Annotated in this window: 26 protein-coding genes and 4 tRNA genes; 8 read left to right on the top strand and 22 right to left on the bottom strand. The window is 48.9% G+C overall.

Going from position 1 to position 26,835, the window contains the following annotated elements:
* Positions 1-41: 41 nt before the first annotated feature.
* On the top strand, positions 42-3,158 hold the full coding sequence (locus tag AC566Q_RS16160; RefSeq protein ID WP_499608104.1) for a DUF748 domain-containing protein: 3,117 nt from the start codon (positions 42-44) through the stop codon (positions 3,156-3,158).
* A gap of 166 nt (positions 3,159-3,324) precedes the next feature.
* Positions 3,325-3,666 (top strand): hypothetical protein, encoded by a 342-nt coding sequence (locus AC566Q_RS16155; RefSeq protein WP_499608097.1) that lies wholly within the window; start codon positions 3,325-3,327, stop codon positions 3,664-3,666.
* A gap of 147 nt (positions 3,667-3,813) precedes the next feature.
* Here AC566Q_RS16155 and AC566Q_RS16150 read toward each other — a convergent pair whose 3' ends face one another.
* From AC566Q_RS16150 to miaB, 7 genes are all read right to left on the bottom strand, one after another.
* Positions 3,814-4,269, bottom strand: coding sequence for an Hsp20 family protein (locus AC566Q_RS16150; protein ID WP_499608092.1), 456 nt, complete (start codon positions 4,267-4,269; stop codon positions 3,814-3,816).
* Between the two features lie 197 nt (positions 4,270-4,466).
* Entirely contained in the window at positions 4,467-5,741 is a 1,275-nt protein-coding gene (locus AC566Q_RS16145; protein WP_499608087.1) for a Xaa-Pro dipeptidase, read from the bottom strand.
* Between the two features lie 102 nt (positions 5,742-5,843).
* A complete protein-coding gene (gene lnt, locus AC566Q_RS16140) occupies positions 5,844-7,367 on the bottom strand; it encodes an apolipoprotein N-acyltransferase (RefSeq protein WP_499608082.1) in 1,524 nt (507 codons plus the stop codon).
* A gap of 5 nt (positions 7,368-7,372) precedes the next feature.
* Positions 7,373-8,236, bottom strand: coding sequence for a CNNM family magnesium/cobalt transport protein CorC (gene corC, locus AC566Q_RS16135; protein WP_499608079.1), 864 nt, complete (start codon positions 8,234-8,236; stop codon positions 7,373-7,375).
* Between the two features lie 100 nt (positions 8,237-8,336).
* Complete coding sequence (ybeY, locus tag AC566Q_RS16130; RefSeq protein ID WP_499608075.1) at positions 8,337-8,810, bottom strand: rRNA maturation RNase YbeY; 474 nt, start codon at positions 8,808-8,810, stop codon at positions 8,337-8,339.
* Positions 8,811-9,863 carry a PhoH family protein gene (locus AC566Q_RS16125; RefSeq protein ID WP_499608072.1) on the bottom strand — a complete coding sequence of 351 codons (1,053 nt, stop codon included), beginning with the start codon at positions 9,861-9,863 and terminating at the stop codon, positions 8,811-8,813.
* A 16-nt stretch (positions 9,864-9,879) separates the two neighbouring features.
* A complete protein-coding gene (gene miaB / locus AC566Q_RS16120; RefSeq protein ID WP_105933605.1) occupies positions 9,880-11,316 on the bottom strand; it encodes a tRNA (N6-isopentenyl adenosine(37)-C2)-methylthiotransferase MiaB in 1,437 nt (478 codons plus the stop codon).
* A 292-nt stretch (positions 11,317-11,608) separates the two neighbouring features.
* On the opposite strand from miaB, the gene AC566Q_RS16115 reads away from it, so the two are divergent.
* Positions 11,609-12,781 carry an FAD-dependent oxidoreductase gene (locus AC566Q_RS16115; RefSeq protein ID WP_499608070.1) on the top strand — a complete coding sequence of 391 codons (1,173 nt, stop codon included), beginning with the start codon at positions 11,609-11,611 and terminating at the stop codon, positions 12,779-12,781.
* Entirely contained in the window at positions 12,781-12,957 is a 177-nt protein-coding gene (locus AC566Q_RS16110; RefSeq protein ID WP_164464695.1) for a hypothetical protein, read from the top strand. The genes AC566Q_RS16115 and AC566Q_RS16110 overlap by 1 nt, the downstream gene beginning before the upstream one ends.
* 28 nt (positions 12,958-12,985) lie before the next feature.
* On the opposite strand, the gene AC566Q_RS16105 is transcribed toward AC566Q_RS16110, so the two are convergent.
* Positions 12,986-13,567, bottom strand: coding sequence for a TetR/AcrR family transcriptional regulator (locus AC566Q_RS16105; RefSeq protein ID WP_499608067.1), 582 nt, complete (start codon positions 13,565-13,567; stop codon positions 12,986-12,988).
* Positions 13,568-13,675: 108 nt separating this feature from the next.
* Here AC566Q_RS16105 and AC566Q_RS16100 point away from each other — a divergent pair, with 108 nt between their 5' ends.
* Positions 13,676-14,158, top strand: coding sequence for a carboxymuconolactone decarboxylase family protein (locus AC566Q_RS16100; RefSeq protein WP_499608064.1), 483 nt, complete (start codon positions 13,676-13,678; stop codon positions 14,156-14,158).
* 12 nt (positions 14,159-14,170) lie between these two features.
* On the opposite strand, the gene AC566Q_RS16095 is transcribed toward AC566Q_RS16100, so the two are convergent.
* The 11 genes from AC566Q_RS16095 to AC566Q_RS16045 form a co-directional block, all read right to left on the bottom strand.
* On the bottom strand, positions 14,171-15,070 hold the full coding sequence (locus AC566Q_RS16095; RefSeq protein WP_499607656.1) for an IS982 family transposase: 900 nt from the start codon (positions 15,068-15,070) through the stop codon (positions 14,171-14,173).
* 214 nt (positions 15,071-15,284) lie between these two features.
* Complete coding sequence (locus tag AC566Q_RS16090) at positions 15,285-16,688, bottom strand: alanine/glycine:cation symporter family protein (RefSeq protein ID WP_499608060.1); 1,404 nt, start codon at positions 16,686-16,688, stop codon at positions 15,285-15,287.
* A gap of 114 nt (positions 16,689-16,802) precedes the next feature.
* Positions 16,803-17,615, bottom strand: a complete 813-nt coding sequence (locus AC566Q_RS16085; protein WP_499617528.1) for a CE1 family esterase — start codon at positions 17,613-17,615, stop codon at positions 16,803-16,805.
* Positions 17,616-17,812: 197 nt separating this feature from the next.
* Positions 17,813-17,888: transfer RNA gene (locus AC566Q_RS16080), tRNA-Gln, on the bottom strand.
* Positions 17,889-17,932: 44 nt separating this feature from the next.
* A tRNA-Gln gene (locus tag AC566Q_RS16075) sits at positions 17,933-18,008 on the bottom strand.
* Between the two features lie 2 nt (positions 18,009-18,010).
* Positions 18,011-18,095 (bottom strand) — tRNA-Leu (locus tag AC566Q_RS16070).
* 46 nt (positions 18,096-18,141) lie between these two features.
* Positions 18,142-18,218: transfer RNA gene (locus tag AC566Q_RS16065), tRNA-Met, on the bottom strand.
* Positions 18,219-18,480: 262 nt separating this feature from the next.
* Entirely contained in the window at positions 18,481-19,572 is a 1,092-nt protein-coding gene (ychF, locus tag AC566Q_RS16060) for a redox-regulated ATPase YchF (RefSeq protein WP_499608056.1), read from the bottom strand.
* Positions 19,573-19,596: 24 nt separating this feature from the next.
* Entirely contained in the window at positions 19,597-20,184 is a 588-nt protein-coding gene (gene pth, locus AC566Q_RS16055) for an aminoacyl-tRNA hydrolase (protein ID WP_499608052.1), read from the bottom strand.
* 5 nt (positions 20,185-20,189) lie between these two features.
* Positions 20,190-20,825: a 50S ribosomal protein L25/general stress protein Ctc gene (locus AC566Q_RS16050; RefSeq protein WP_499608050.1), complete on the bottom strand. Its 636-nt coding sequence runs from the start codon at positions 20,823-20,825 to the stop codon at positions 20,190-20,192.
* Between the two features lie 155 nt (positions 20,826-20,980).
* Entirely contained in the window at positions 20,981-21,373 is a 393-nt protein-coding gene (locus tag AC566Q_RS16045) for a hypothetical protein (RefSeq protein ID WP_499608048.1), read from the bottom strand.
* Between the two features lie 254 nt (positions 21,374-21,627).
* Here AC566Q_RS16045 and AC566Q_RS16040 point away from each other — a divergent pair, with 254 nt between their 5' ends.
* The 3 genes from AC566Q_RS16040 (at position 21,628) to AC566Q_RS16030 (ending at position 23,640) form a co-directional block, all read left to right on the top strand.
* Positions 21,628-22,107 carry an alpha/beta fold hydrolase gene (locus AC566Q_RS16040; RefSeq protein WP_499608045.1) on the top strand — a complete coding sequence of 160 codons (480 nt, stop codon included), beginning with the start codon at positions 21,628-21,630 and terminating at the stop codon, positions 22,105-22,107.
* A gap of 91 nt (positions 22,108-22,198) precedes the next feature.
* Positions 22,199-23,083, top strand: coding sequence for an IS982 family transposase (locus AC566Q_RS16035; protein WP_105932938.1), 885 nt, complete (start codon positions 22,199-22,201; stop codon positions 23,081-23,083).
* A gap of 107 nt (positions 23,084-23,190) precedes the next feature.
* Entirely contained in the window at positions 23,191-23,640 is a 450-nt protein-coding gene (locus tag AC566Q_RS16030) for an alpha/beta fold hydrolase (RefSeq protein WP_499608042.1), read from the top strand.
* Here AC566Q_RS16030 and AC566Q_RS16025 read toward each other — a convergent pair.
* From AC566Q_RS16025 to AC566Q_RS16015, 3 genes are all read right to left on the bottom strand, one after another.
* Positions 23,637-24,713, bottom strand: a complete 1,077-nt coding sequence (locus AC566Q_RS16025) for a mechanosensitive ion channel family protein (RefSeq protein ID WP_499608039.1) — start codon at positions 24,711-24,713, stop codon at positions 23,637-23,639. The two genes, AC566Q_RS16030 and AC566Q_RS16025, sit on opposite strands and share 4 nt — an antisense overlap.
* A 66-nt stretch (positions 24,714-24,779) precedes the next feature.
* A complete protein-coding gene (locus tag AC566Q_RS16020; RefSeq protein ID WP_499608035.1) occupies positions 24,780-25,337 on the bottom strand; it encodes a GGDEF domain-containing protein in 558 nt (185 codons plus the stop codon).
* A 39-nt stretch (positions 25,338-25,376) separates the two neighbouring features.
* Positions 25,377-26,582: a 7TMR-DISM family protein gene (locus AC566Q_RS16015; protein WP_499608032.1), complete on the bottom strand. Its 1,206-nt coding sequence runs from the start codon at positions 26,580-26,582 to the stop codon at positions 25,377-25,379.
* Between the last annotated feature and the right edge of the window lie 253 nt (positions 26,583-26,835).

Genomic DNA, 26,835 nt, shown 5'->3' with positions numbered 1-26,835 from the left:
CGCAGATAGCCGCGATGGGAGCAATCAGGAATGGACTTTTTATGAGCAAGCTTAATACCTGGCGAGAGGGTCACCATCAACAGCCGCGCTGGTTGCGTGTGGGTGAATGGTGTTTGCTGGCCTATTTGCTGTATGCATTGTTACTGGGGCTGGTAACGCCTTATGTATTAACGTCGAAATTGCCGGCAGCGTTATCGCAAAGCCTCGGGCGAGAAGTGACCGTTGAAACCATCTCGATTAATCCCTTTTTGTTACGTGTACGGGTGGCGAATTTTCGCATTGCAGAGGCAGATCAACAGGGCGACTTTATCCGTTTTACTCAACTGGAAGCCGATGCGGCATTCTGGCGTACTTTATTAACCTTTACACCAACCCTTGAGCATTTCTATTTAAACGGTCCTTATGCGCGGTTAGCCCGTGAGCAGGGCGGTGAAACTGCGGAGTTTAATTTTTCGGATATCATTCGACATATCCAGTCTCAATCTGCGTCTGCAGAGCCTGAAGAGGTGAGCTCAGAGGGCTCAATCCCGCACCTGCGACTCGGATTGTTAAGCGTAACGGATGGCAAAATAGAAGTCTTCGACCGGGTCAGCGGTGCTGAACTGGTTTATCCCGACTTGGCGCTGGAGCTGGCTAATCTGGATACCCACGCAACCATTTCGGATAACGCACGAAGCGAGGAACAAGTCAGCCCGGATAATCTGTACCAGGTGAATGTAACCACTACTGAAGGCGGCACCTTGTACGTAGATGGCCTGTTTCAGCTTGCACCACTGGCCCTTACCGGTAAAGTGGTAGTAAAGAACCTTGCTCTGCCACCCTTATGGCCGCTGTCTGACGACATTATCAAAGCACGGTTAACCGACGGCTCTCTGGACTTTTCTGTGGGTTATACGGTAAGTGAAACTGAACAAGGCGTGCGCTTCAGGGCGAATGACGGCCAGCTGGCCATTCGCTCACTAGCGCTGTCTGATAAAACCAGTCAACGCATCTCGTTGGATACCTTTAGCTTAATCGATATGCAGCTCGACACCGATTTACAGCGTGTGGATATTGCCGGATTGAATCTTAAAGCACCTTATATCAATGGTGTGTACGACAAAGACGGGCTGGATCTAGTCAGTCTCCTGATGCCCGCCGGGGTAGCGCAGAATAATGCTGAACCCGAAGACAACTCAAAGCCAGAGGCATCAAGCGCTTGGCAGGTGGTGCTGGGTGAGCTGGCGATTAGCGAGGGAGATGTCCAACTTCACGATAAAGCCGTTGCACAGAGCATGTACTGGCGGGTTCATCCGATAACGGTGACAACCAGCGAAATAGACAGTCACTTCTCAGCGCCGGTTGACTATGCCGTCTCACTGGCTATCAGCGGCAATTCTCAGGCTATTCCCGAGACCACTAAGGGAGACATAGTCACTCGCGGCAGCGCCAACCTGGCAACGCAGGCAGTCTCCGGTGAACTGACGCTCTCGGATATCGCGCTGTCACAGGTGCAGTCGTATTTAACGCCTTTCGTTAATATATCTTTATCTGAAGGAGCACTGTCTGCCACTACCCGCTACCACGTTGCAGAGAGCGGTAAAAAACTACAGGTGAGTGGTGATGCAACCGTTGATAACCTGACCGTTCTGGATGGGCTGCACTACGAGCCGTTGGTAAAATGGCAATCCCTGGATATAGCCGATCTACGTTTCAGTCTTGACGACAATACGCTGGATATCGCCTCGATTAATATTACCGAGCCCTATGCAAAAATCCTTATCGACGAGCAAAAGCGCACCAATATCGGTGCCATTATCCGTAGTAGTGAATCTGCTTCTGACAACGCATCGCAAACCGGTAACGCTGAGGGATCTGTTAATACGCAAGAAAACGGCGAAGCTGAAGAAGACTCTGTTGATACGCCAGAAATTGGCGACGCTGAGGGCTCCCCGTTAGCAATCAGTATCGCGACCATCAATCTTAATAACGGCAGTGCTTATTTTGCCGATGAGTCCTTAACACCGCAGTTTGCCTCGAGTATTGAGTCGTTAAACGGATCTATTGAACAACTCACCTCCGATGCGGGGAGTGCGGCGAAGGTTGCTATTAATGGCAAGATAGACAGCTATGCGCCGGTGTCTCTCAAAGGCGAGATTAACCCCTTATTAGAAGAATTGTTTCTCGATCTGGATTTTGCCGTTGAGGGCGCTGAGCTTACCTCGGTGAACCCTTATTCAGGCACTTACATGGGGTATTATATTGATAAAGGGCTGTTGTCTTTGGATGTTCGCTATAAGGTGCAAAACAGTGAGCTCGACGGTAATAATCACGTAGTAATTGATCAGCTTACGCTGGGCAGAAAAAGCGATTCGGAGCAGGCGCTGAGTTTGCCATTGGGCCTGGCTGTAGCGTTACTGCAGGATAACGACGGAGTGATCGATCTGGGTCTTGAAGTGTCTGGCGATCTGGATAATCCGGATTTCAGTTTCGGCTCGATTATTTTAAATGCCCTGGGCAATTTGATCACCAAAGCAGTGACCGCGCCGTTTACCTTTCTGGCCAGCCTGGTGGGCAGTGCGGATGAGCTGAACCGGGTTGATTTCGCTGCTGGTCAGGACTCGCTGAATGAACAAGCTACACAACGCCTCACTACGCTGGCCGAAGCGCTGAATAAGCGGCCGGGTTTACGGGTGAGTATTGAGGGCACCGTCGATGCAGTGAGTGACGCCCGGGAACTGGCGGTGGCGCAATTACACCAACAACTTCTTGAGCGCAGTGCACAGGATACTTTACCGGATAACTTCTCTGCCAGTAATGTGCCCCTTGAGGGGCCGTTAGCGAGTACGCTGGAAACCCTTTTTAGCGAAACATTTTCGGATCCAATTCAGGACGAACAACAGCGGATCCGGGCGCAACTGCAAAACAATAATGAGGAATCCGTTACCGAACAGCTGGTGACGCGAGCCCTGCATATTGCGATGTACAATCGCTTGAGAGATAGTATTACCATTCCCGAGAGCGAGCTGGCCGCGCTGGCTCAGGAGCGTGGCAAAAGCGTTAAAGCCTATTTGGTCAATCAGGCTAAGGTAGAAGCCGGGCGCCTGTTTTTACTTAACAGCCGGGAGCATCTGCAGTCCCAGTCGAGCAGTGTGGAATTGTCGTTGCAGGCAGATTAGGTTTAAGTTTGATGTTCTCAAAAGTCGAGCAAGGCTAAATCTGAACGCTTTTTGGGTTAGTGATGTTCTCTTTTTGAACAAAGCTTGTTTGAATAACAGATAAATCCCGAATCGACTATAATGATCAGGAAGTTGTATTTTTCAGCGATTACAAGGAAGCGCAATCATGACAACTGAACGTACTAATTACTTTTTAGATAGCTTAACCCGTGGGGGATTTCTTATTAATTGGTACCTCCATAAAACCCCAAAAGATAAACGTGATAATTCTATCGCCTTTCTGGCCGCTTTTGTGGAAACACTACTCATTGTCGGTGTGATAATGTTGGTTGCAGGCTCCTTTACGCTATCTATTTCCGGCGTTCTTTTAGCAATGTGGATATCAGGCGGCGTTGCTTATGGCGCCGTCATGACAATTAATAATTATCCTCTGATACACCGTGTTGCCGTGGGCATTATTTTCGGCGTTAGCTGTATGCTGTTAACAATCATGTTTCTCAATGGCTAAAGGAGATAGTGTGATGAAAATAGCAGGTTGTAATAAATCAGTGCTTCCGATAATCGGATAGTCAACTCAGATACGAGCCGCTACAGGACAAGTAATAAAAAAGCGGCGCATTTAGCGCCGCTTAGCAGGGAGATAATGTCTTGGTGGTTACTGTTTGTTTTCCAGTAATGCACTGCCAATTTCAATTTGGCGGGGCTTTTTCTCTTCCGGAATTTCGCGTTCCAGATCGATATTGAGTAGCCCGTGTTCCAGGTTGGCGCCGGTTACTTTAACGTGGTCGCCTAAGTGGAACTTGCGTTCAAAGTTGCGTTCAGAAATGCCTTTGTGCAGGAACTGACGTTTTTGTTCCTCATCCTGGCTTTCCTCAGCCTCTTTTTTACCCGCCACAGTAAGCGCGTTTTCCAGCACCTCGATGGTCACATCGTCTTTGCTGAAGCCGGCTACGGCCATGCTGATTCGGTATTTGTCTTCGCCCAGTAACTCAATGTTGTAAGGCGGATAAGTGGTTTGATTACCGTTTTGAGAAGCTGCATCAATCATGGATGCCAGACGGTCAAAACCAATAAAAGAACGATAAAGTGGAGATAGATCGATAGTACGCATAGTCATATCCTCGCAATTAAGCAATATGTAAAGTTAGGTTTAACACCATCCCGCTTAGCGGCGATGGTACTGCCGGTCTTATCATTAAGCCCCGACACTAAAAGAGATATGTGCAGTGGGTGTTTTTTCAATAGCGTGCATAAAAAAATCCCGCTTTTTTTAGCGGGATTTTTGAAAATTAATTTAAAATTAGAAAGTTACATGGCTACAGATTTTACGACATGGCCATCTTTAACCACCAGACCAACGTTTTCGAGCAGCGAAATATCATCCAGCGGGTTACCCTTTACGCCCACAATGTCGGCTTTTTTACCGGCGCTGATACTGCCTAACGTGTCTTGTTGTTTAAGCAACGTGGCAGGATGAATGGTGGCTGCCTGAATCGCCTGCATTGGTGTCATACCAAAGCGCACCATGCGGGCAAATTGCTTGCCGTTGTCGCCGTGCGGGTAAACCCCGGCATCCGAACCAAACACCATTTTCACCCCGGCTTTCACGGCTTTCTGGAAGTTCTCACGCTGACGCTTGCCCACAATACGCTCTTTAGCGAGGCTTTCTTCCAGGATGCCGGCTTTTTCGCCTTCACTTAAAATGTACTCGGTAACGTAAATATCCATCGAGAAGTAAGTGCCATGCTCGAGTGCCAGCTCAATGCCTTCCTCATCCAGTAAGCTAACGTGCTCTACCGAGTCTACACCGGCTTTAATGGCGGTTTTAATGCCACTGGTGCCGTGCGCATGCGTGGCAACAGTTAAGCCGCGCATGTGGGCTTCGTCTACCAAGGCCTGCATTTCTTCGAAGGTGTATTGCTGCACACCCACTTTGGTGCCTTTTGATAATACGCCGCCGGTGCCGCAGAATTTAATTACGGTAGCGCCGTACTTAATGTTGCGACGCACAATTTCGCGCACTGCCCAGGGCCCATCTGCAACGCCTTCACTCACGCTATGAAATTCATAAGGCAGTAGGTTATTGTCACAGTGCCCGCCGGTTACGCCCAGCGACGGGCCGGACACAAACATCCGTGGCCCTTGAATGTCGCCATCGTTAATGGCATCTCTTAAGGCCACGTCAGCAAAGCCGGGGGCACCAACGTTACGCACTGTGGTAAAGCCAGCCATAAGCGTGGCTTTGGCATGTTTTACGCCGGTGAGTGTTACTCGCGGCAAAGAATCTGCCAGACGCTTATAGCCGTGTTTGGTGGCGTCAGAGGTGAGGTGGACGTGCATATCCATGAGTCCGGGCATCAGCGTGTAATCCCCCAGTGCCATCACGTCGGCGTTAGTGGGAATGGTTACCGAGCGTTTGGCGCCGGCCGCCACAATGGTGTTATCTTCCATCACCACCACGGCATTGTTGATCAGTTTGCCATTTTCGACGTCGATCATACGGTCGGCGGTGAGTATCGTGGTTTTAGCACACGCGGCAGAAGCACCAAGCGTCAGTGCAAGGAGTGTTATTATGGTTTTCATTAAATACCCTGGAATGTTAAAGCTTAAGGTACAAAACTAGCAGTTAGCCAGCGCAGGGTATAGCTTAATCGCGACTAAGCGGCGCTATTGAGCGAGGAAATCTCAGTTGCTCTGAGCACCGCGCTCGCGCAGTTTAATAATGAGGAAACCCAGCCCGATCAAACCGGTTAACACCCACAGCGGGAAATCGCCCCAGCTCCGGTATGGCGTACTGCCGGAAACGGTTGGTAACTTGGCTGATAAGGCTGCAGTTTCAAACTGCGGTAACTGCGCAACCACTTTACCATGATGGTCAATGAACGCCGATATACCGTTGTTGGTAGAGCGTATCACGCCTATGCCCAGCTCTTTGGCTCGCATACGGGCAATTTGTAAATGTTGAGCCGGGCCGTGTGAACGACCAAACCAGGCGTCGTTGCTTACGGTGATAATAAAATCAGTGTCGGCGTAAAGATTAGCTCTTACCTGACGAGGAAAAGCAATCTCAAAACAAATGGCCGGGGCCAGGTGCAGGCCATTAGCCAGCAGGTTGGGTTGTTGAAAATCGCCACGGCTAAATGATGACATGGGTAGGTCAAACAGAGGAGCCAGCGGCCGCAGTAAGTCCTCAAAAGGCACAAACTCGCCAATCGGTAACAGGTGGTGCTTGGCATAGCGGTTGCCATCAAAATAACGGTAATGACCCTGTTCGTCGTCGCTATGGGATTTACCCAGTACAATCAGATTGTTCCAGGCTTCTTCGCTTTCAAAGTTATAGTTCACCACACCGGTGATAATGGCCGTATCGTGGCGAGCGGCCTCGGCGTTCATATCAGTGATAAAGTCCTGGGCCAGCATTTCCAGTTTGGGAATAGCGGCTTCGGGCCAGATTATCACATCGTTATCCCATACCAGGTTAGTCAGCTCCCGATAAGTGTTCATGGTCGGCGCGTCCTGTTCGGGAACCCAACGCAAAGACTGGGCAATATTGCCTTGAGCCATACCAATAGAAACCGGCTGTTGGGGCTCAACCCAGTTAACCGTATTTAATAGCAGGGCTGCAATGGTCACCGAGCCGGTAATGGCAATAGCCTGTAAAAAACGTTTGGTCAGGGTGGCCACAGCTATTGTGCTAACCATAGTCAGTAATAACCAGGTCATGCCGGTTTCGCCGAGCACCGGTAACCAGCCAGACAGTGGGCTATCGAGCTGACTGTATCCTAAGGACAACCATGGAAAACCGCTCAGCAACCAGCTTCTGAGCCATTCAGCAATAAACCAGATAGCAGGGAGCAACAGCGGCAACAAGGCGGGTTTGAACCACCGTTTGGCAAAGTAAAAACTGACCGCGGGAAACAGCGCCAGATAGGCACTTAATAAAAACATCATCAACACGGAAGCGATGAGTGGCATGCCGCCAAAGTCAGCAATGCTTACGTGCACCCAACTGATCCCGGCACCAAACCAGCCCAGACCAAAGGTCCAGCCCAGCCAGAACGCTTTTTTTGGGGTATCAGTGAGGAGTAACTGACGTAGTGCCACCACCAGAGCGACAGGCGTGATCAGCCATAAATCGAAAGGGGCATAGGCCATAGTTAACGACGTGCCGGCCAATAATACCAGCACCAAAGGAAGCCACTTTCTCAAGCCAATTACTCCAGATCTGGCAGGGTCACTTTCAGTTGCATCAACCGGCGTTTATCCGAGTTGGTAATTCTAAACTGGATATTATCGATAGTGATTTCATCACTGGTGGCGGGCATATGCCCAAAGGCTTTTAATACGATGCCGCCAATAGTATCCGCTTCCTCTTCGCTGAATTTGGTTTCGAAAAAACGGTTAAACTCATCAACCGGTACCAGTGCCTTAACCGAATACGTATATTTGTTAAGCGGACGGATATCATCGGTGCCGTCTTCTTCCAGATCGTATTCGTCTTCAATCTCACCAACGATAAGCTCAAGAATATCCTCGATGGTCACCAGGCCGGATACACCACCGTATTCGTCTACCACAATGGCCATGTGATAACGCTGCTGGCGGAACTCCTTGAGCAGGACATCAACCCGTTTACTTTCCGGGACGATCACTGCAGGACGTAATACGTCTCGTAAATGGAATGCCTGATCGTCGTTAGTAATAAACGCGTAGCGGAGCAAATCCTTGGCTAATAAAATGCCTTCGATATGGTCTTTATCTTCGTTAATAACGGGGAATCTGGAGTGAGCGCTGTCGAGCATGACAGGCAAAAATTCTTCAACCGGCTGGTCGATGTCGATGGTAACCATCTGAGCGCGTGGGATCATAATGTCCCTTACCCGCATTTCGTTGACGCCAATAACGCCTTCGATCATTTCTCTGGTTTGGGGGTCGATCAGCTCGCGCTGTTCGGCTTCGGTGATGACCTCAACCAGGTCTTCTTTACTTTGCGGCTCTCCGGAGAATGAAAGCTTCAGTTTATCAAACCAGCTTTTTCCCGAGGAGCCGTTGGTAGAGTGGGGGTTATCGTCGCTCATAATGTCCGTGTCTAATTAGCGTTATAGGGTCTGTTTCTTGTTTATTGTTGGCTTTACGGCCCGCATCAACAATGAAAAAGCGCCTGCGTCTTTTGCAAAGTTAATCGTCTTGATACGGGTCGTCAATGGATAATTTGGCTAACAGGTCAATTTCGAGTTGCTCCATGGCCTGCGCTTCATCCTCTTCAATATGATCGTAGCCCAGTAAATGCAGAGTACCGTGAATAATCATATGGGCGTAATGATCGCCAATTGCTTTGTGCTGCTCAGCGGCTTCTGCAGCGATAACCGGCACGCAAACCACGAGGTCACCGAGCAGGTTAAGTGGTACTTCCGGCGGGCAATCAAAAGGAAAAGACAGCACATTGGTTGGCTTGTCCTTGCCGCGGTATTCGTGGTTAAGGGATTGCGACTCGTCGCTATCAACAAACCGTATGGTGAGTTCCTTTTCGCCTGTTTCCAGATAGTTCAGAACCAACGAAGCCCACGCGGTGAGCTGGGCTTCGTCCGGAATAGAAGCGATAAGTTCAGCCTCGCCCTCAAAGGCTTGCTGGCAATCAACAATGGCGCTCACTTAATCATCACTCTCGTCGGATTTGTCTTGCTTGTCCTGCTCCTGAGCTGCCTTTTTAGCAATTCGGATACGTTCCTGTTCAGCGTCGTAATCTTCATAAGCCTGCACGATACGCGCTACTACCGGGTGACGAACCACGTCGCCAGCGGTAAAGAAGTTAAAGGAAATATCCTTCACGTCCTGTAACACATTAATCGCATGGCGCAGGCCAGAGCGTGCCCCACGAGGCAAATCCACCTGGGTGATATCACCGGTGATCACCGCCTGGGAATTAAAGCCAATACGGGTTAAGAACATTTTCATTTGTTCTACGGTGGTATTCTGGCTTTCATCAAGAATAATGAAGGCATCATTGAGCGTACGGCCACGCATGTAAGCCAGCGGGGCAACTTCGATAACATTACGCTCCATGAGCTTTTCCACTTTCTCGAAGCCCATCATTTCAAACAGGGCATCGTAAAGAGGGCGCAAATAAGGGTCGACCTTCTGGGATAAATCGCCGGGCAGAAAACCAAGTTTTTCACCGGCCTCGACTGCCGGGCGGGTGAGCAGAATACGGCGCACTTCCTGACGTTCCAGGGCATCTACAGCGCAGGCTACTGCCAGGTAGGTTTTACCGGTACCCGCCGGGCCAATACCAAAGGTAATATCGTGATTGACCACATTAGCCACGTACTGCGCCTGATGAGGATTACGTGGCTTAATAACACCACGCTTGGTCTTGATATTGATTTCTTTGCCGTACTGGCCGGATTCTTCGCGCTCCAGGCAATTGGCTTCCTGAATGGCAAGATGAACCTGCTCGGGGGGTAAATCCGGTATCAGCCCTTTAATCGGCTGCGTCTCGATGTACAGTAACTTAAGTAACTCACCGGCGCCTTTGGTTTGCTGAGGCTCGCCAACAATCTTAAAAAAGTTGTTGCGATAGGTGATTTCGACGCCCAGTCGACGCTCAATTTGCTTGATATTATCGTCGAACGGGCCGCACAGGCTGGATAACCGTTTATTATCTTCCGGTTCCAGCACGACTTCATTACTTACCAGTTTACTCAAGTTGCTTTACTGCCTCTTAAATTGAAGGTTGAAATTGGCTTACACCAAGTTCATCAGGCAGCTCGGCCTGATGCTTGGCTAAAATGCTTTGCGGTGATACGGCTACGCGCAGGCCCATGTCGGCCTCGCGGCGAACCACTTCGCCACGCAGCGAGTTACTGAATACGTCGGTGATTTTAACATCCACAAACTCGCCAATCATATCGGGTGTACCCGGGAAGTTAACTACCCGGTTATTCTCGGTACGCCCCTGTAACTCCATAATGTCTTTTTTCGATGGGCCTTCCACCAGAATGCGCTGCTCAGTATCCAGCATATTGCGGGCAATGCGCAGTGCCTGCTGGTTAATACGTTGCTGCAACAAATAAAGACGTTGTTTTTTGGTGTCTCCGCTTACATCGTCTACGGCATCCGCCGCCGGTGTGCCCGGGCGCGCTGAATAAATAAAGCTGAAGCTCAGGTCATAATCCACTGCCTGAATTAAGTCCATGGTAGCTTCGAAGTCTGCATCGGTTTCGCCAGGGAAGCCGATAATAAAGTCAGAAGACATGCTGATATTCGGACGCACTTTACGTAATTTGCGGATCTTTGACTTATATTCAAGGGCAGTGTGGCCGCGTTTCATTAAATTGAGAATACGATCCGAGCCACTTTGCACCGGCAGGTGCAGGTGATCAACCAGCTCTGGTACGGTTTCGTACACGGCAATAATGTCGTCGGTAAATTCCACCGGATGTGAGGTGGTGTAACGAATACGGTCGATACCATCAATGGCGGCAATCAGTTCCAGCAGTTCGGCAAAGCGGCACACAGAGCCGTCGTGGTGCTCGCCACGAAACGCGTTAACGTTCTGACCCAGCAGGTTTACTTCACGCACGCCTTGTTCTGCCAGCTGAGCGACTTCCAGCAGTACATCATCCACCGGGCGACTGACTTCTTCGCCACGGGTGTAAGGTACTACACAGAAGCTACAGTATTTGGAGCAGCCTTCCATAATAGAAACAAACGCCGTTGGGCCTTCTGCGCGGGGCTCTGGCAGGCGGTCGAACTTTTCGATTTCCGGAAAGCTGACATCCACTACCGATGTTTCGCCAGCCTGGATTTGATTAATCATTTCAGGCAAGCGGTGCAGGGTTTGCGGTCCGAAAATAAGATCGACAAACGGCGCCCGCTGACGAATGTGATCGCCTTCCTGTGAGGCCACACAACCGCCCACACCAATGATCAGATCCGGGTTGGTCTTTTTCAGGTTTTTCCAGCGGCCCAATTGATGGAACACTTTTTCCTGGGCTTTTTCGCGGATAGAGCAGGTGTTGAGCAAAATAACATCGGCCTGTTCCGCTTCTTCAGCCAGCGAATACCCGTGAGTTGAATCGAGCAGATCGGCCATTTTTTCCGAATCATACTCATTCATCTGGCAACCCCAGGTTTTGATGTACAGCTTTTTACTCATAACAATTCGATAATCACGTTGGGCTGGCGCCAACACTCAGGATAATTAAGTTAACCCCGGGCGCGCAGCGATATTGGTCAAAATAGCCGCGTATTTTAACTGTTATAAACCCTGATCGCCACCCTTGTGAACCGGTCTGAGCGGGATTTTAGCGCTTTTTCGATCCAGCCCAAGGCAAGTTTACGTAACAGCTTAAACTTCATGATTTATTGCTAACGCACTGATATAAAGCGCAGGTTAGATTTAACCCCTGAGTTGGGGCATAATCGCAAAACATAAACAGGGTTCCTATATGTTTGATTTTTGTATTAATGGTGCTGGCATGGTGGGCGCCGCCACCGCGTTAGGACTGGCACAGCAGGGTTATCAGGTAGCGATTATAGAACAACGTCCGCCGCAACCTTTTGAGGCTGCTCAGCCGCCGGATTTACGTATGTCAGCCATCAGTGTGGCATCGGTAGACCTACTGCGTGCGCTGGGGGCCTGGCAACATATTGAAGCCATGCGGGTACGCTCTTACAGTGAGTTATCGGTGTGGGAGCGGCCGGACTGCCGAACTGATTTCACCGCCAGTGATGCCGGCTTCGAACGCCTGGGCTACTTTGTGGAAAACCGGCTGATTCAGCTGGGCTGTCATCAGGCGCTGAAAAACTTCGATAACGTTACATGGTACTCACCGGCGCAGATTAGCGGTATTAAGCGCTCTGCCAGCGCTGATGAACCAGTGATTATCAGCCTGGGATCCGGTGACGAAATTACCACTAAATGGCTGGTCGGGGCCGATGGTGCCGAATCCCAGGTGCGCCAGCTTGCCGGGATTGGTATTTCAGGCTGGCAGTACGCTCAGCAGGCCATGGGCATTATTGTGGAATTTACTCAGCCGGTAGCTGATTGTACCTGGCAGCAATTTACGCCCCATGGCCCGCGAGCTTTACTGCCTATGCACGATAATTACGCCTCGCTTATCTGGTACGACAGCCCGTCGCGTCTGGCGGCTTTAGCAAAACTATCGCCAGCCCAGCTAAAGCAGGCAATCGAAAACGACTTCCCGCCATTAGGTGATGACTTTAAGGTATTGAATAAAGCCGCCTTCACCCTCATTAGAAGACATGCCAGTGAATATGTGGTGCCAGGCATTATTCTGGTAGGGGATGCAGCACATACCATTAATCCATTGGCCGGGCAGGGGGTAAACCTGGGGTTTAAAGACGTGGCTTGCCTGCTGGGTCAAACCGCCAACGGCCAGGCGAACGGCGAAGACTTTGCTGCTCGCTTACGTACCGGATACCAGCGGCCACGTCAGCGGGATAACGCGCTGATGATGACTGCCATGGATGGGTTTTATACCACCTTCAGTAACGATCATACGCCGCTAAAATGGCTGCGTAATGGCTTGCTAAAACTGGCGCAACATACCGGGCCAATAAAGGTTCAGGTACTAAAATACGCAATGGGATTAGCTTAATGACCATACTTTATATTCTTGGCATATTATTTTTGGCACTGGTTATTATTGTGCCGCTGTTGGAAAAGTCGAAATGGCGAATGAGCGGTGAGGATATGTCGAAACTTACCCGCTGGTTCTGGCCGCTCTTAATGATTTTACTGGTTGCCCAGTTAATCAAAATGCTGGTGACTTAGGCCTGCGAGGTTGGGGGCCGGGATGATATTACTCCGTCCACTCGCCGCTTAAATCACTGACAATTTTATCCACCATCCAGCTCAGGCTCGCCGGCGAATCCACGCTGGTTGCCAGGGTTCGCATGGCGATAAACTGACCCTGTAACCACATCGCCGCTCGCTCAACCGGTGTATCGGCGGCCAGCTCACCCGTACTCCGGACTTTTAAAATCACCGCCTCAAAAGCTTTACGCAAGTGTGCCAGTGCAGCTTGTAATTCACTTTTCACGCCTTCTGGCAGTTCAGCCCAGTCGGCCTGGGTTTTAACAATCAGGCATTGAATTTTATGTGCTGCGCTGTAGTCTACCGCTAAAGGGAAACGCAGGAATTCGCGCAGTTGCTGCAATGGCGTATCACTGTTTGCCACCGCCATAATCTGACCATGCAGTACATCGGTGTAATGGTTAAGTACCTCAAGATACAAGCCTTCTTTACTGCCGAAAGCGGCATAAATACTACCAGGACGTTTATCCAGCGCCGTCTGCAGGTCTCGCATGCCGGTGCCAAGATAGCCTTTTAACCAAAAAACTTCGGTTGCCTGTTGAATACTTTGTTCCCGTGGATAACCCATTCGTCTACCTTATAAAGATTAAATTGAACGATCGCTCAAATTTAACTTGAACGATCGTTCATTCAGGCGCTATGGTAAAACTTCACCAATCAAAAATAAAGGACAGCTATGACCGATTTTACCATTCACACAATGAAAAGTGCGCCACAAGCTGCGCAGCCGTTACTTGAAGACTCCATTGCCTCATTCGGCATGATCCCTAATTTGCACGGGGTGATGGCGGAGTCTCCTGCGGTGCTGCTGAGCTATAAATTTCTGCATACTCAGGCTCAGAATACGTCGTTCAGTCCTGATGAGCTAACTGTAGTGTGGCAAACGGCGAATGTGGAGCACGAATGTCACTACTGTGTACCGGCGCATACTGGCATTGCCAAAAGTATGAAAGTGGACGACAGCATTACCGACGCACTCAGAAATAAAACCCCGTTACCGGACAAACTGGAAGTGCTGCGCGAAACAACCAAAGCCATTCTGCTCAACCGGGGCAATCCGGATACCGTTAAGCTTACTGCCTTTATTGAGGCGGGATACAGCAAGCAGCAGCTGTTGGAGATTATTTTGATTCTGGCGCAGAAGGTTATGAGTAATTAACCTCAGATCTGGTTAAGCCAGCATTAGATTGTTGCTCTCTAACAGTTCAAGCTCCTGAGACGTCAAGTCCAATGATGGCTTTTCTTCTTTTAAACAGTAGGCGATGAGTCCGCCGAGCAAATTCAACATAAACCCGTGCATGCTGCGGTGTCGTGAGTGTTCGATGTAAGAAATATTCTTCAATTGATCGTTCACCGTCTCAATGATGAATCGCTTCTTTAAGATAGCCCGGTCCCACAGGGATATGAACTTTTTCTTCATGTTCTTTCGAACCGTTGTGAGCAACTCAACGCCTTTGTCCAACAGCTCTCCAGATAGTGCTTTGCTGATATACCCTTTGTCACCGTAGAGTTTACCAAATAGCGAGTCGGCCATTTCTGCCACCGGTTTTCGGTCATCCACGTTGCCCTTTGTGAGTTTCAGTGCCACGATTTCGCCCAGGTGATTGATGATCAAATGCAGTTTAAATCCAAACGACCAGCCCATTGTGCCTTTGCCATGCTGGGCAATGCCTTCAAACACTTTATTTCTCTTAGCGCGAATGATGTGACATACCTCTATCTTGGTGGAATCGACAAATTGTATTCCGGTGGGTTCGCCAAGCTTTGACGTTAGGTAACTGCACATAGGAACGACGACACCAGGCATCAGAGCAAGAAACCGCGTATAGCTTAATAACTCTGGAAAGTAGGATTTGAGCTGGCGACAAACATAGTGAAGATAGTAATTCTTGAAATCTCGGTAATGCGACTGGTGGAAATGGATAATGATGGTCATCACTTCGGCGGGAGATAAGCGGCAGGCTCTGCGACGCTTGATATCTCCGTTCTCTAACAGCATGCATTGCCAGTGCTTGATAAATAACTGGCAGAAATCATCGACATCGCAGTAGGTTTCAACTAACTTATTCACGCTCGTTCCTTCTTTTTGGACCAATTACTCTTGGTCGAATGATCGGATCAGGGAACGAGCGTTTAGTTCCTTCGATTTCTTAACTTCTTATCCGAAGCTCAGGTTAATTACATTAACCATCTGGCCGATACACCGGTGGATAAAGCCTTCGCGAAATATAAGTGGCATCCGGCCTAGGGCAAACAGGGCCTGACTAATCAGGCCCTGTTTTTAATTACCAGATACCGTCTTCAGTTTTACCCTGAATCTCACAGTCGCCGGTTTTGTATTCCGGCGTTTCGCCCCGCTCGCGTTTATTAAAGTAATCCTTACTGATACTGACAATAGTGGGGGTCATCCACATGATGGCAATAATATTAATCACCGACATCAGGCCCAGAGCCATATCCGCCGCCGCCCACACTTCCGGCAAGGCCGCCATGGAGCCCCAGAAAATCATCGCCAGATATCCGCAGGTATAAACAATTCGGCCCATTTTGTTATCGAGCTTAAACATGTGCAGGTTACTTTCACCGTAAGCGTAGTTGGCCACCACAGAAGTAAACGAAAAAAAGCAAATAGCCGCGGCAACGAAATCAGCGCCACCGGCACCAATATGCGTCTCCATAGCAGATTGGGTTAAACGGATCCCTTCCATCTGTTCGCTGCTGGAGCCGCCGGCAAGTAAAATAATAAATGCCGTAGCTGTACATAGCACCATGGTGTCCAGAAAGACGCCGAGCATTTGAATATAGCCCTGGGAAACCGGGTGATTCGGATTCGGCGCAGCACTCGCAGCCGCGTGAGGTACGCTGCCTGAACCGGCTTCGTTAGAATATAACCCACGCTGAATACCGTTTTTCACCGCCGCGCCCATCGCGCCGGCGCCAGCTTCCTGTAAACCGAAGGCAGACTGAATAATATTCATCAGCATGGCTGGTAGTTCGGTAATATTGATAGCGCACACCAGCAGGGCAGCAAGAACGTAACTGATGCCCATAAACGGCACTACCCATTCTGCAAAGCGGGCTATACCGCGTAAACCGCCCACTACAATGAGCGCTGCCAGGGCGATAATCGCGATACCTGAATAGCTGGTGGGAATGTCGTAGGCGGCATTCAGCGCATCGGTGATGGTATTGGCCTGTACAGCGGAAAAGATAAAGCCATAACCTAAAAATAAGCAAAGTGAAAACGCCACTGCCAGCCAGGTTTTATTCAGACCTTGCTTAATGTAATAAGCCGGCCCGCCACGGAATTCGCCGTGGTCATCTTTAACCTTATACAACTGGCCCAGCACACTCTCTGCAAAGCCGGTTGCCATACCCAGTAACGCAATAACCCACATCCAGAAAATACTGCCGGCACCACCGAGTGAAATAGCTACGGCTACGCCTGCCAGGTTACCTGTGCCCACCCGTGCTGACAAACTGGTACACAGTGCCTGGAATGAACTTATGCCTTCTTTATTGCTACTGGTACTGCCTTTCAGCAGACTGAACATATGGCCAAAATGTTTAATTTGCACACCGCCAAGTCGCACGGTAAACCACACGCCGCAAATGAGCAGCATATAAATAAGAACCTGGCCGTTACCCCAGAGAATATTATTAATAAACGCAACGATGTCGTTGAGCACTGAAGAGTTCCTGTTTAATTATTATAAGGAGGGAATAGATTTAGTGTGCCGACCAAAGCCTGGACTGTAAAGCAAAAACCACAGTTTGCCCGGCATAATAGCATTTTGAGTTTATTACTGGCGCTGATATTGCCTTAAAAATGCCCAGATGGTTTCGGACATGGGCAAGTCATCGGTACTGCCCAGGCCATACTTTGACAGGATGTCAGCTTTGGGGCTGCCAGGCCACGTATGGCCGCCCTGTTCTGAACGGTAAAAAATCACTTCTACGTCGTCACGGCAGTCAGACCAGGCGGTTTTAGTGATGCCTGGGCGAACAGTAGTGGTAGAGGTGTTCTCACAGCCATTAAACTTAGCCCAACCCTGAATGGCCGGTTCTACACCTTCGTGCCAGTAACGCGGTGAGTCGGTCTGATGCTGGTAATGATTTACCGGATCCTGAGTGCTGTGGTAAGTGAGTACAGGCATAGCCCTGGTCGGCGCGCAATTATCGGCAAAGCGAACGCCCGCAATGGGAGCGATAGCGGCAAAGGTGTCTGCCAAATCGCAGGCCAGCCGGCTGCTCATACGCGCACCGCCGGAAAAGCCGGTAGCATAAATACGAGCGGTATTGATAGGGTAGCGCTGCGCCAGATGAGCAATGAGCCCTTTAATGAACGCCACGTCATTATACGGGCTATCAAGTTGCTCAACATTCCAGGTGTGACGACCACCAGCCTCATAGCTGAATTCTGCTTTGGGCGCGACTACGATAAATTTATGCTGTTCTGCCAGGCTCTCCAATTCATTTAACTCGGCAATCTGCTCTGGTGTCGAACCAGTGCCATGAAAATTAAACACCAAAGGGTATTCAACACCCTCCTTGATGCCATCTGGCAAAAACAGGCGCCAGCTACGTGACTGCCCATCGAGCGCTGCGGTTTGCATCACGGGCGCTGAAATAGCCTCTGAGACAATTAAAAACATTAGGAGGGTTATTAGTTTACTAAGTTTTGCAGACAGGTTGTCAGGCATTGCAAAAGACATCGTAATGAGGTGATGACAAAAATGTACCACAAGCAAGTGGCAAATCGTGAGAAGTCTGAAAACAAAAACGCCAGTCGTAAGACTGGCGTTCTGTAATATGGCTGGGGTAGCAGGACTCGAACCTACGGATGGCGGGATCAAAACCCGCTGCCTTACCAACTTGGCTATACCCCAATCAACTGGGTGTTAGCTGATATTGCATCAACTTAACGAAATAATGGCTGGGGTAGCAGGACTCGAACCTACGGATGGCGGGATCAAAACCCGCTGCCTTACCAACTTGGCTATACCCCAAATGGTGCGGAAGGAGAGACTTGAACTCTCACGCCGTGAAGCACTGGAACCTAAATCCAGCGTGTCTACCAATTCCACCACTTCCGCGCAGTGTCTCGCACAATAAAAAACCCATGGACTGGGTTTGCGAGAATGGTGGCTACGGCGAGATTCGAACTTGCGACCCCATCATTATGAGTGATGTGCTCTAACCAACTGAGCTACGTAGCCTCCGATTGTTTACTTCCCTCTCAGGAAGTGGCGCGTATTATGCGTATATGGCGTTGGGTCGTCAACCCCTTTTTTAACACATTTGTTCAACTGCCTAATATCTGTGCGCCAGCGCTTGAAATTCAGTCAAAACCGGCTCAGAAGGCGCTATTTTAACCTTATTCAGGAGAATTCAAAGCGCATTATTTCTTTTAATCAGGCAATAAAAAAGCCCTCGTCAGTGAGAGCTTTTTAAAATTTTCTGGCTTAAGACCGCTAATTTTTACACATTGAAGCGGAAGTGGATAACATCGCCGTCTTTAACGATGTAGTCTTTGCCTTCCAAACGCCATTTACCAGCGTCTTTGGCTCCTTGTTCACCGTTAAACTCCACAAAGTGGTCGTAGCCAACGATTTCAGCGCGGATAAAGCCTTTTTCGAAGTCGGTGTGGATCTTACCGGCTGCCTGCGGTGCCGTTGAGCCTTCAGGGAAGGTCCAGGCACGCACTTCTTTTACCCCGGCGGTAAAATAGGTTTGCAGCGTCAGCAGGTTGTAACCAGCTCGGATAACGCGGTTAAGTCCTGGCTCTTCCAGGCCCATGTCGGCCATAAACTCTTCGCGGTCTTCATCGTCCAACTCGGCGATGTCAGACTCAATCGCCGCACATACGGCAACTACCACGGCATTCTCGCCTACTGCAATGGCGCGCACTTCATCGAGGTACGGATTGTTTTTAAAGCCGTCTTCGTTGACGTTAGCGATGTACATGGTTGGCTTTAGGGTAAGCATGTTCATGTAGCTGATGGCAGCCAGCTCTTCCTTGCTAAGCTCCAGTGAGCGTAACAGGTTGCCTTCGTCCAGTGTGGGTTTAATTTTTTCCAGCACTTTCAATTCGAACTTGGCATCCGCATCACCGCCTTTGGCGCGTTTGGCTACACGGTGAATGGCTTTCTCGGTGGTTTCCAGGTCAGCCAGTGCCAGTTCGGTATTAATGATATCAATATCGTCTTTAGGGCTCACTTTGCCAGCAACGTGAACAATGTTTTCATTGTCAAAACAGCGTACTACGTGGCCGATAGCGTCGGTTTCACGGATATTCGCCAGGAATTTGTTACCCAGACCTTCCCCCTTGGAAGCACCTTCTACCAGTCCTGCAATGTCCACGAATTCCATGGTGGTAGGGATCACGCGCTGAGGATTAACGATTTCTGCCAGCTTGTCTAAGCGCAGATCCGGCACCGGTACCACACCGGTATTGGGTTCAATGGTACAGAACGGAAAGTTTGCAGCCTCGATACCCGCTTTGGTTAATGCATTGAATAGCGTTGACTTACCAACATTTGGCAGGCCGACAATGCCACATTTAAATCCCATAATGGAGCCCTTGAAAATTTGAAGTTAATTATCTGCTTTAAAACTATGAAGGCGATTTTGCGCCATTTTCAAATCGTTTTTAAGTAAAATTTCGGTACAACGAACTGCTTCATCGATCGCTTGTTCAATGGCTGCTCTTTCCTGCTGCGCGGGCTTACCCAGCACATGGCCGGTTACCTTGCTTTTATGGCCCGGATGGCCAATGCCAATGCGCAGGCGCAAAAATTCACGGTTATTACCCATCCGCGAGACAATATCGCGAATACCGTTCTGGCTGGAACTGCCGCCCATTTTAAATTTGGCAACCCCGGGAGGTAAATCCAGCTCATCGAAAGCAACCAGCATTTGTGAGGGCTCAATACGATAAAAATTAGCCAGCGCGGCAACAGATTGCCCGCTTTTGTTCATAAATGTGGTGGGGTAGAGCAAACGGATGTCCTGGCCAGCAATGGTAATTCGGGCGGTTTTGCCAAAGAATTTGCTTTCAGGAGAAAGAGAGGTGTTAAACGTCGATGCGAGTTCTTGTAAAAACCACGCTCCCGCATTGTGGCGTGTTTGTTCGTATTCGGGGCCTGGATTACCCAGGCCCACAATAAGACGAATGTCTGCCAAGGGGATTATTCCTCAGTAGCGTCTTCTTCACCTTCTGCTTCGTCAGCGGCTGGCGCTTTTGGCGCTGGCTTGATAGTTACCACAGCAAGGTCGTGTGCTTCGTCGTCTTTACCCAGTTCAACAGAAGAAACGCCTGCTGGCAGAGTCAGATCTGACAGGTGCAGAGTTTGATCCATTTCAACGTTAGCCATGTCTACTTCGATGAACTCAGGCAGGTCTTTAGGCAGACAAGTGATTTCAACTTCGTTTACGTGGTGTTCAGCAATACCACCGTCTTTAACGGCCTGGCATTTTTCTTCGTTGATGAAGTGGATTGGAACAGACGTGTGTACGTCCTGACCAGCGATTACACGTTGGAAATCCAGGTGAGTAATCTTAGGCTTGAACGGGTGACGTTGAACGTCTTTCAGCAGCGCTTCAACTTTCTTACCACCGATGTTCAGGGTCAGAACGTGTGAGTAGAACGCTTCGAAATCAGCCGCGTTGATCACTTTGTTGTGATCAAGCGTTAAAGAAACAGGCGCTTCTTCGCCACCGTAAAGGATCGCAGGAACTTTGTCAGCATGACGAAGGCGGCGGCTCGCACCTTTCCCCAGGTCAGTACGGACTTCTGCATCCAGATTAAAAATTGCATCAGACATCAGATGTCTCCAAATAAAAATAATTGATGTTTACAGATTTTTGCGACCAAAATCTGCCATGAATAGGGTAAATCAGCCTGATCTGGCGTAAATAATACCCAGCCCTAAATTAAAAGGCGGCGAATTCTACCACCCGATGCCTGAAGATACAAACCTCAAAGGGATTTTAATTTGCGCGGGCCGGATTCCGGTGGCCTGGCATGGCTGTCATCCAGCACTTTCACGGTATCCACTTCGAGTAAGTCACCAAACTGTGTGGTGGTAATAATGTCTTTATTTACGCTGCCGGTGATTTCTACTATCAGTCCGTCGAGGCGATACGCTTTGGGTAAATGTCGCAGTGTGTAGCGTTTATTATCAGTACTGATAAACGCAAAAAAGCCGCCTTCAAAGGTTTTATATACAATGGTGCCTGTATACACCGCCGAAGCCTGGTTCGTTGTGGGGGCATTGTCCTGGTTCACTGGCGACGTCTCCTTACTGTCGGCGCAGGCGGTGAGCCCGTACGCCATGGCTAGGGTTAAGAGTAATGCACGGATAGTTTCCATTGATTATTCCCTTGTGAAATTAGCACCTGAGTTTACCAGTATGCAGGCCATAGCCTGAACGGGCAATGAATCACCCGGCAAAGTCTGCCGCTTGCGACTGAGCCCGGCAAATCTGCAATATACAGCACCATTCTGGCCCTGCTTGCAGCCAATATGCTAGAACAGGCTACTTAGCGGGGCTGAGCAGCGACGAGCAGTTTTATTTTGGCTGCCAGCACCACATTGCAACTGTCAGTCACAACAAGGAAGACAAGATGCACTTTTCTCATCAGCTTATTGCTGTAATTGTCCTGGTGGTTAGCCTGCTTTGCCCGGTTCAGGCTGCTGCGAAAAACGACACTATTGCCCCTTATAATGCTACGCTCGACAATTTTGATTACCCTTTCGAGGTGGATAGATTTACCTTCGAAAGTCAGGGGCAAACACTTTCCATGGCTTTTATGGATGTCAAACCACAAGGTGATCCAATAGCAACGGTAGTGCTGTTACATGGCAAGAATTTTTCAGGGTTCTATTGGGGGCGTGTTGCCAGTGAGTTAGTGAGTATGTCTTACCGGGTGATCATTCCCGATCAAATCGGTTTTGGTAAATCAAGCAAACCTGAACATTACCAGTATTCATTTGCCGGGTTAGCCAATAACACCAGGCAACTGCTGGAGCACCTTGAGGTTGAGCAGGCGACCATTGTGGGCCACTCTATGGGCGGCATGCTGGCGGTAAAATTTGCTAAGTAACCCCAATCCTGTTTAAGAAATTGAACTAAATGCCTGTTCCCAGATCGGATCTTTCGACCAAGAACGATTCAATCAAACAAAAGGAACAGGCATGAAGAAGTTAGTAGAATTATTTTGCGATGTCGATGATTTTTGCAAAGTGTTTATCCCTCAATGGCAAAAGCAGCTGCTGGAAGACGGTACTCGAAAAAGACAACGAGCTTGCCGTATGTCAATGAGTGAAATGATGACCATTATTATCGGTTTCCACATGTCACATCATCGTGATTTTAAGAATTATTACTTGGGGTATGTTCACGCTTTTTATCGTAAAGACTTCCCTGTTCTACTCAGTTACACGCGTTTTTTAGAAGTGATGCCTCGTACTATTGTCCCCATGTGTGCCTATTTTAGTTCGCTTAAGGGCAAGCCTACAGGCATCGAATTCATTGACTCAACGAGTTTAAAAGTCTGCCACAACATTCGCATTCCCAGACATAAAACCTTCGACGGAATTGCACAAAGAGGAAAAGGCACCATGGGCTGGTTTTATGGTTTCAAACTACACTTAATCGTCAATCATCACGGCGAAATAGTCGCAGCAAAAGTGACGACGGGTAATGTTCATGACACAAAACCTGTTGAGGAATTAGCTCAACATTTACCGGGTAAATTGTACGGAGACAAGGGCTATTTAAGCAAAGCACTTGAAGCTAATTTATTTGATAAAGGCGTCGAACTTATCACCACGGTTCGCAAAAATATGAAAGCAAAAGCGATGTCTTTATGGGACAGAGCAATGCTTTCAAAACGCTTCATTATTGAAACCATCAACGACCAATTGAAGAACATTTCATTCATTGAGCACTCAAGACATCGCAGTATGAACGGTTTTACGCTTAATCTGATGGCAGGCCTGGTTGCTTACTGCCTCAAGGAAAACAAGCCATCACTTGATATTACTGATGTTGAGCGTAATTCAATGGTCGTGGCTTAAGCCGATCTCGGGTTAAGTATGTAAAAGATAAAACCGCGCGGCTTATTTTAATTAACCCCATCGGGCTGGAAGATTATTTAAAGTGGGTCGATTACCAGGACCCGCAGGTGTTTCTGGCCAATGAACTTAAGAAAACACCACAGAGCATTCGCCGTTATCAGCAGAAAAACTACTATGACGGCAATTGGCGGCCAGCTTATCAGGCTCTGCTTGAACCCCATATCGGCCAGTTAAAACACCCGGATTATCCGCGCGTTGCCATGAACAATGCACTGACTTATAACCCTATTTTCAGTGAGCCCATTGTGTATGATTTGCCGCAGCTAACGGTACCGGTGACCCTTATCATTGGCACCCGCGATCGCACAGGCCCGGGCCGTGCCTTTAAGAAGCCCGGCGTTTCGTACAAACTCGGGCAGTATCAGGTATTGGGCAAAGAGGTTGCCGATACTCTGCAACAAGGTAACCTTATTGAGCTGGAAGGGTTGGGGCACATGCCTCAGTTTGAGGACTGGCAACGGTTTAAGGCTGTCTTTTTGCCCTTATTTACTGGCTAGTCACTTAATCGGCTGGGTGCAGGTTGTTCTACAGGAGCTGAGCTGCCTTCTGCTTTGGGCTGAGTGTTATTCAGCGCATCGAGTTTGGTTTTGGTAAAGTTTAACTGTTCTTTTAACAGGTTTTTTTCTTCACCCTCGGCATCTTTTATTGCTGTTTGCAGGGTGGCAAGTTGTTCTTCAAGGGCGACACGGTCCTGTTGAATGGCTTCAGCTTCTTCTGCTTTGTCAAAAATAACCGCTTCCGGGCGACTGTCTTCATGATTGGCGCTCTTTGTAGTACGCGGTGCTGCAGGGATCATCACGTTACCGGGCTCCTGCGGCCGGGTATTGGTGAAGGCCGGGGAGACAATTTCGATGCCCGCCTGATGTAAACTGTCCAATACCGCTTTATGTAGTTTTGAGCGCGCGCTGAGCATGCTTTTCACATCTGTTAGCAACCCGGCGACTCGATAAGACACGGCATAGTCACCCAAGCCAATGACCTGCACAAAGCTGTCCTCCAAACCGCAGTGACTGGCTGCTGATAACAAGTGTTTTTCTACTTTAGAGTGGTGAACTTCGTAGCCCAGACTTAGCTCAACAGAAATAATCGCACCTGAGGAGCGAACGACTGTCAGCGGGCTGTTAACGAGTACAGAATTAGCAAAGGAAATGAGCTCCCGGGTTTCAGTTTGAATTTCGGTGTCCAGCAAGCCCATTTCGGCAACCCGGCCGGAGAAACCATTGACCCTGACAAAGTCACCAACTCTAAAGGGTTTATTGAAACGTAACACCAGTCCCGCCATGACATTGGTCATAATAGAAGTGGAAGAGAATGCCACCATACCGGAAAGTAGTATGCCGATCAGAGCGAGGATTTGATTCTGAATGGCTTCACTGACGGGTAATGTCAGCACGATGGTAATAATACCAACAATGTTGGCTACCAGCATGGTGAGTTGACGAGGTAATTTTTGCTCCCCGTTTAGATGAGAGTGGCGCTTTAATAGCAGCCAGTTTAACAGGGATAGGAAAAAGGTGACTAAAACCAGACTGACCAACAATGGCCAGAACAGGGTGATCAAATCAGGCAACAAACCAAATTCTCTTTTACGGTAGGTAGTTATACCACATTAGCGGTTTATCAGACGCTGCGCAACTTAGCGGTGAGGGGGCACAGCACTGATGAAGACTACCCGATTGCGGCCGTCATTTTTGGCCTGATAAAGGGCATCATCAGTTTCTTTGAGTAATGTTACCGGATCGGTATCTGCTGTTGGTATAACGCAATAAGCGCCAATGCTGATGGTGTAGCGTATTGGTTCTTCACGGTATTTCACCAGTTCGGCCGCAGCACTTGCGCGTATAGATTCGGCAAGTCTGGCTATATGTTTTTCCGTTTCATTGCAGACTAACAAACAAAATTCTTCGCCACCTACCCGGGCGGGTAGATCGCTGGCGCGCCCACTAACACGCTGGATCAGTGCCGACAGTGACTGAATGACATGATCGCCAGCCTGATGTCCCAGGGTGTCATTGATCTGTTTGAAGTGGTCTATATCCAGCATCATCACACCAATGAGCGACTCACTGCGTTTGGCGCGCTGAACTTCTTCATTAAACCGTTTATCGAAATAGCGTCGGTTGGCAAGCCCTGTTAAAGGATCCGTTAAACTCAATCGCTCCAGCTCTTTGTTCATAATTTGCAGCTTTTGCATGGCGACCTTCAATTCCCGCGTTTGCTCGTGGACTTTTAACTACAATTCTTCTTTAACCCGTCGCTCAATACCGAGCAGGCGCTCCTGGGCAGCCATTTCGCTTTCTTTGGCTTTAGCCGCCTCATTGGACATTTGCAGTGCAACATCCTGGGCTTCAGAGCGCATTTCACGTTCCCGGTTGAAGCGTTCCGCCAACGCCATAGAGAGCAATAAGACTTCAATGGTAACACCAACGTTTTGCAAGTAGTGTAGCTCGATAACATAAGGAATAACGTTGTTAAGGCCGAGGATTAGAATTACTGTGCTAACGACCAGTACAAACCAGGAAAGCGTAAGATATTTAGCTGACTTATCGCCTTTGAACCACAGGTAGCCAGACACGCTTATGGCAAACAAGCAGTTGATAAGCCCAAACCCATCGATTAGCGGAATGAGTACCGACGTGGGTATGACCGGCGTCAGTAATATCATTGCCAGCCAAAGGTAACCGGCAATCTGGCTGCTGCGGTTTAGAAACGTCCCCCGGTGCTTAAGCTGCAGGAACTGCCGGATAAACATTAAAGCGGCAAAAAAGCCGAGGGGCACCAGAAGACGGTAAGCGTACTCCAGTAGTATAGGATAATCAGACCAAAACCAGGCAATTCCGGCGCCGTTCATAATTAAGGTGTAAGCAGCCATACTGGCGACATAAAAACAGTAAGCAGCAAATGTTTTGTGACGCAGAAAGATAAAGAGCGACAGGTTGTAGCCAAACATCGCAAATAATACGCCATAGAATAAACCAAGGTACCAGTTGCGTTGCAACTGATGGTCTGAAAAAGACTCCGCTGGCCATAACGTAACCGGTAACAGGGCCTTCTCAGAGGGTAGAATACGTAAATAGAGCAGGGTTGCCGTATCGCTGTCGAGCACAAGTGGTATGGCAAAGGGAAATTCATCTGGCGCATCGGGGGGCATTTGCCAGTCATTAAACTGGCCTGAAGAAATCAGTGTTTGCGTCGATTCCCGGTAGTGGTACCAGTCAATAGATTTAACTAACGGCCAGTCCAGGGTCATAATCCATTCTGGCGGCGCATCCGGCATACTTTGCAACGTAATTTTTATCCAGATGTAAGACTGGCTGGTGCCGAGGAACAATGATGAGTTGGGATGAAACTGCCATTGGTTGTCGGGTAATTGCTGAATCTGATGAAGCGAGACTTTGCTGAAGGCTTCAAAGTAGTAAATGCCTTGGTTTAAATGCACATGTGTCGCGCCGCCTGGCAAGGTATTAATTATGCCAGGCTGCGCCGTGGCGTTTTGAGATGCGGAAAGGGCACCGGAGAAAAGTATCAGCCAAAACAAAATGATACTAAGCAGTGCGCGCGATAATGCCATATAAGAAAGAGGTCGGTTAACCACCATGCCTTAACTATAGCAATCGCTCACGGTTTTGCCTGAACCGGGCGAAATTCAGCCAATAAAAAAAGCCAGCATAGCTGGCTTTTGAGGAAGTAAA

The sequence above is a fragment of the Alteromonas sp. H02 genome, assembly GCF_059682525.1.
Note: the sequence above shows the minus strand (reverse complement) of the source record. Positions and strands in the feature narration are given on the sequence as shown.

Excerpts from the sequence above, each read along its gene's own strand:
- AC566Q_RS16160 (WP_499608104.1), top strand. The coding sequence starts at position 42 with ATGAGCAAGCTTAATACCTGGCGAGAGGGTCACCATCAACAGCCGCGC.
- AC566Q_RS16155 (WP_499608097.1), top strand. The coding sequence starts at position 3,325 with ATGACAACTGAACGTACTAATTACTTTTTAGATAGCTTAACCCGTGGG.
- AC566Q_RS16150 (WP_499608092.1), bottom strand. The coding sequence starts at position 4,269 with ATGCGTACTATCGATCTATCTCCACTTTATCGTTCTTTTATTGGTTTT.
- AC566Q_RS16145 (WP_499608087.1), bottom strand. The coding sequence starts at position 5,741 with ATGAAAACCATAATAACACTCCTTGCACTGACGCTTGGTGCTTCTGCC.
- corC (WP_499608079.1), bottom strand. The coding sequence starts at position 8,236 with ATGAGCGACGATAACCCCCACTCTACCAACGGCTCCTCGGGAAAAAGC.
- miaB (WP_105933605.1), bottom strand. The coding sequence starts at position 11,316 with ATGAGTAAAAAGCTGTACATCAAAACCTGGGGTTGCCAGATGAATGAG.
- AC566Q_RS16115 (WP_499608070.1), top strand. The coding sequence starts at position 11,609 with ATGTTTGATTTTTGTATTAATGGTGCTGGCATGGTGGGCGCCGCCACC.
- AC566Q_RS16110 (WP_164464695.1), top strand. The coding sequence starts at position 12,781 with ATGACCATACTTTATATTCTTGGCATATTATTTTTGGCACTGGTTATT.
- AC566Q_RS16105 (WP_499608067.1), bottom strand. The coding sequence starts at position 13,567 with ATGGGTTATCCACGGGAACAAAGTATTCAACAGGCAACCGAAGTTTTT.
- AC566Q_RS16100 (WP_499608064.1), top strand. The coding sequence starts at position 13,676 with ATGACCGATTTTACCATTCACACAATGAAAAGTGCGCCACAAGCTGCG.
- AC566Q_RS16085 (WP_499617528.1), bottom strand. The coding sequence starts at position 17,615 with ATGCAAACCGCAGCGCTCGATGGGCAGTCACGTAGCTGGCGCCTGTTT.
- ychF (WP_499608056.1), bottom strand. The coding sequence starts at position 19,572 with ATGGGATTTAAATGTGGCATTGTCGGCCTGCCAAATGTTGGTAAGTCA.
- AC566Q_RS16050 (WP_499608050.1), bottom strand. The coding sequence starts at position 20,825 with ATGTCTGATGCAATTTTTAATCTGGATGCAGAAGTCCGTACTGACCTG.
- AC566Q_RS16045 (WP_499608048.1), bottom strand. The coding sequence starts at position 21,373 with ATGGAAACTATCCGTGCATTACTCTTAACCCTAGCCATGGCGTACGGG.
- AC566Q_RS16040 (WP_499608045.1), top strand. The coding sequence starts at position 21,628 with ATGCACTTTTCTCATCAGCTTATTGCTGTAATTGTCCTGGTGGTTAGC.
- AC566Q_RS16035 (WP_105932938.1), top strand. The coding sequence starts at position 22,199 with ATGAAGAAGTTAGTAGAATTATTTTGCGATGTCGATGATTTTTGCAAA.
- AC566Q_RS16020 (WP_499608035.1), bottom strand. The coding sequence starts at position 25,337 with ATGCAAAAGCTGCAAATTATGAACAAAGAGCTGGAGCGATTGAGTTTA.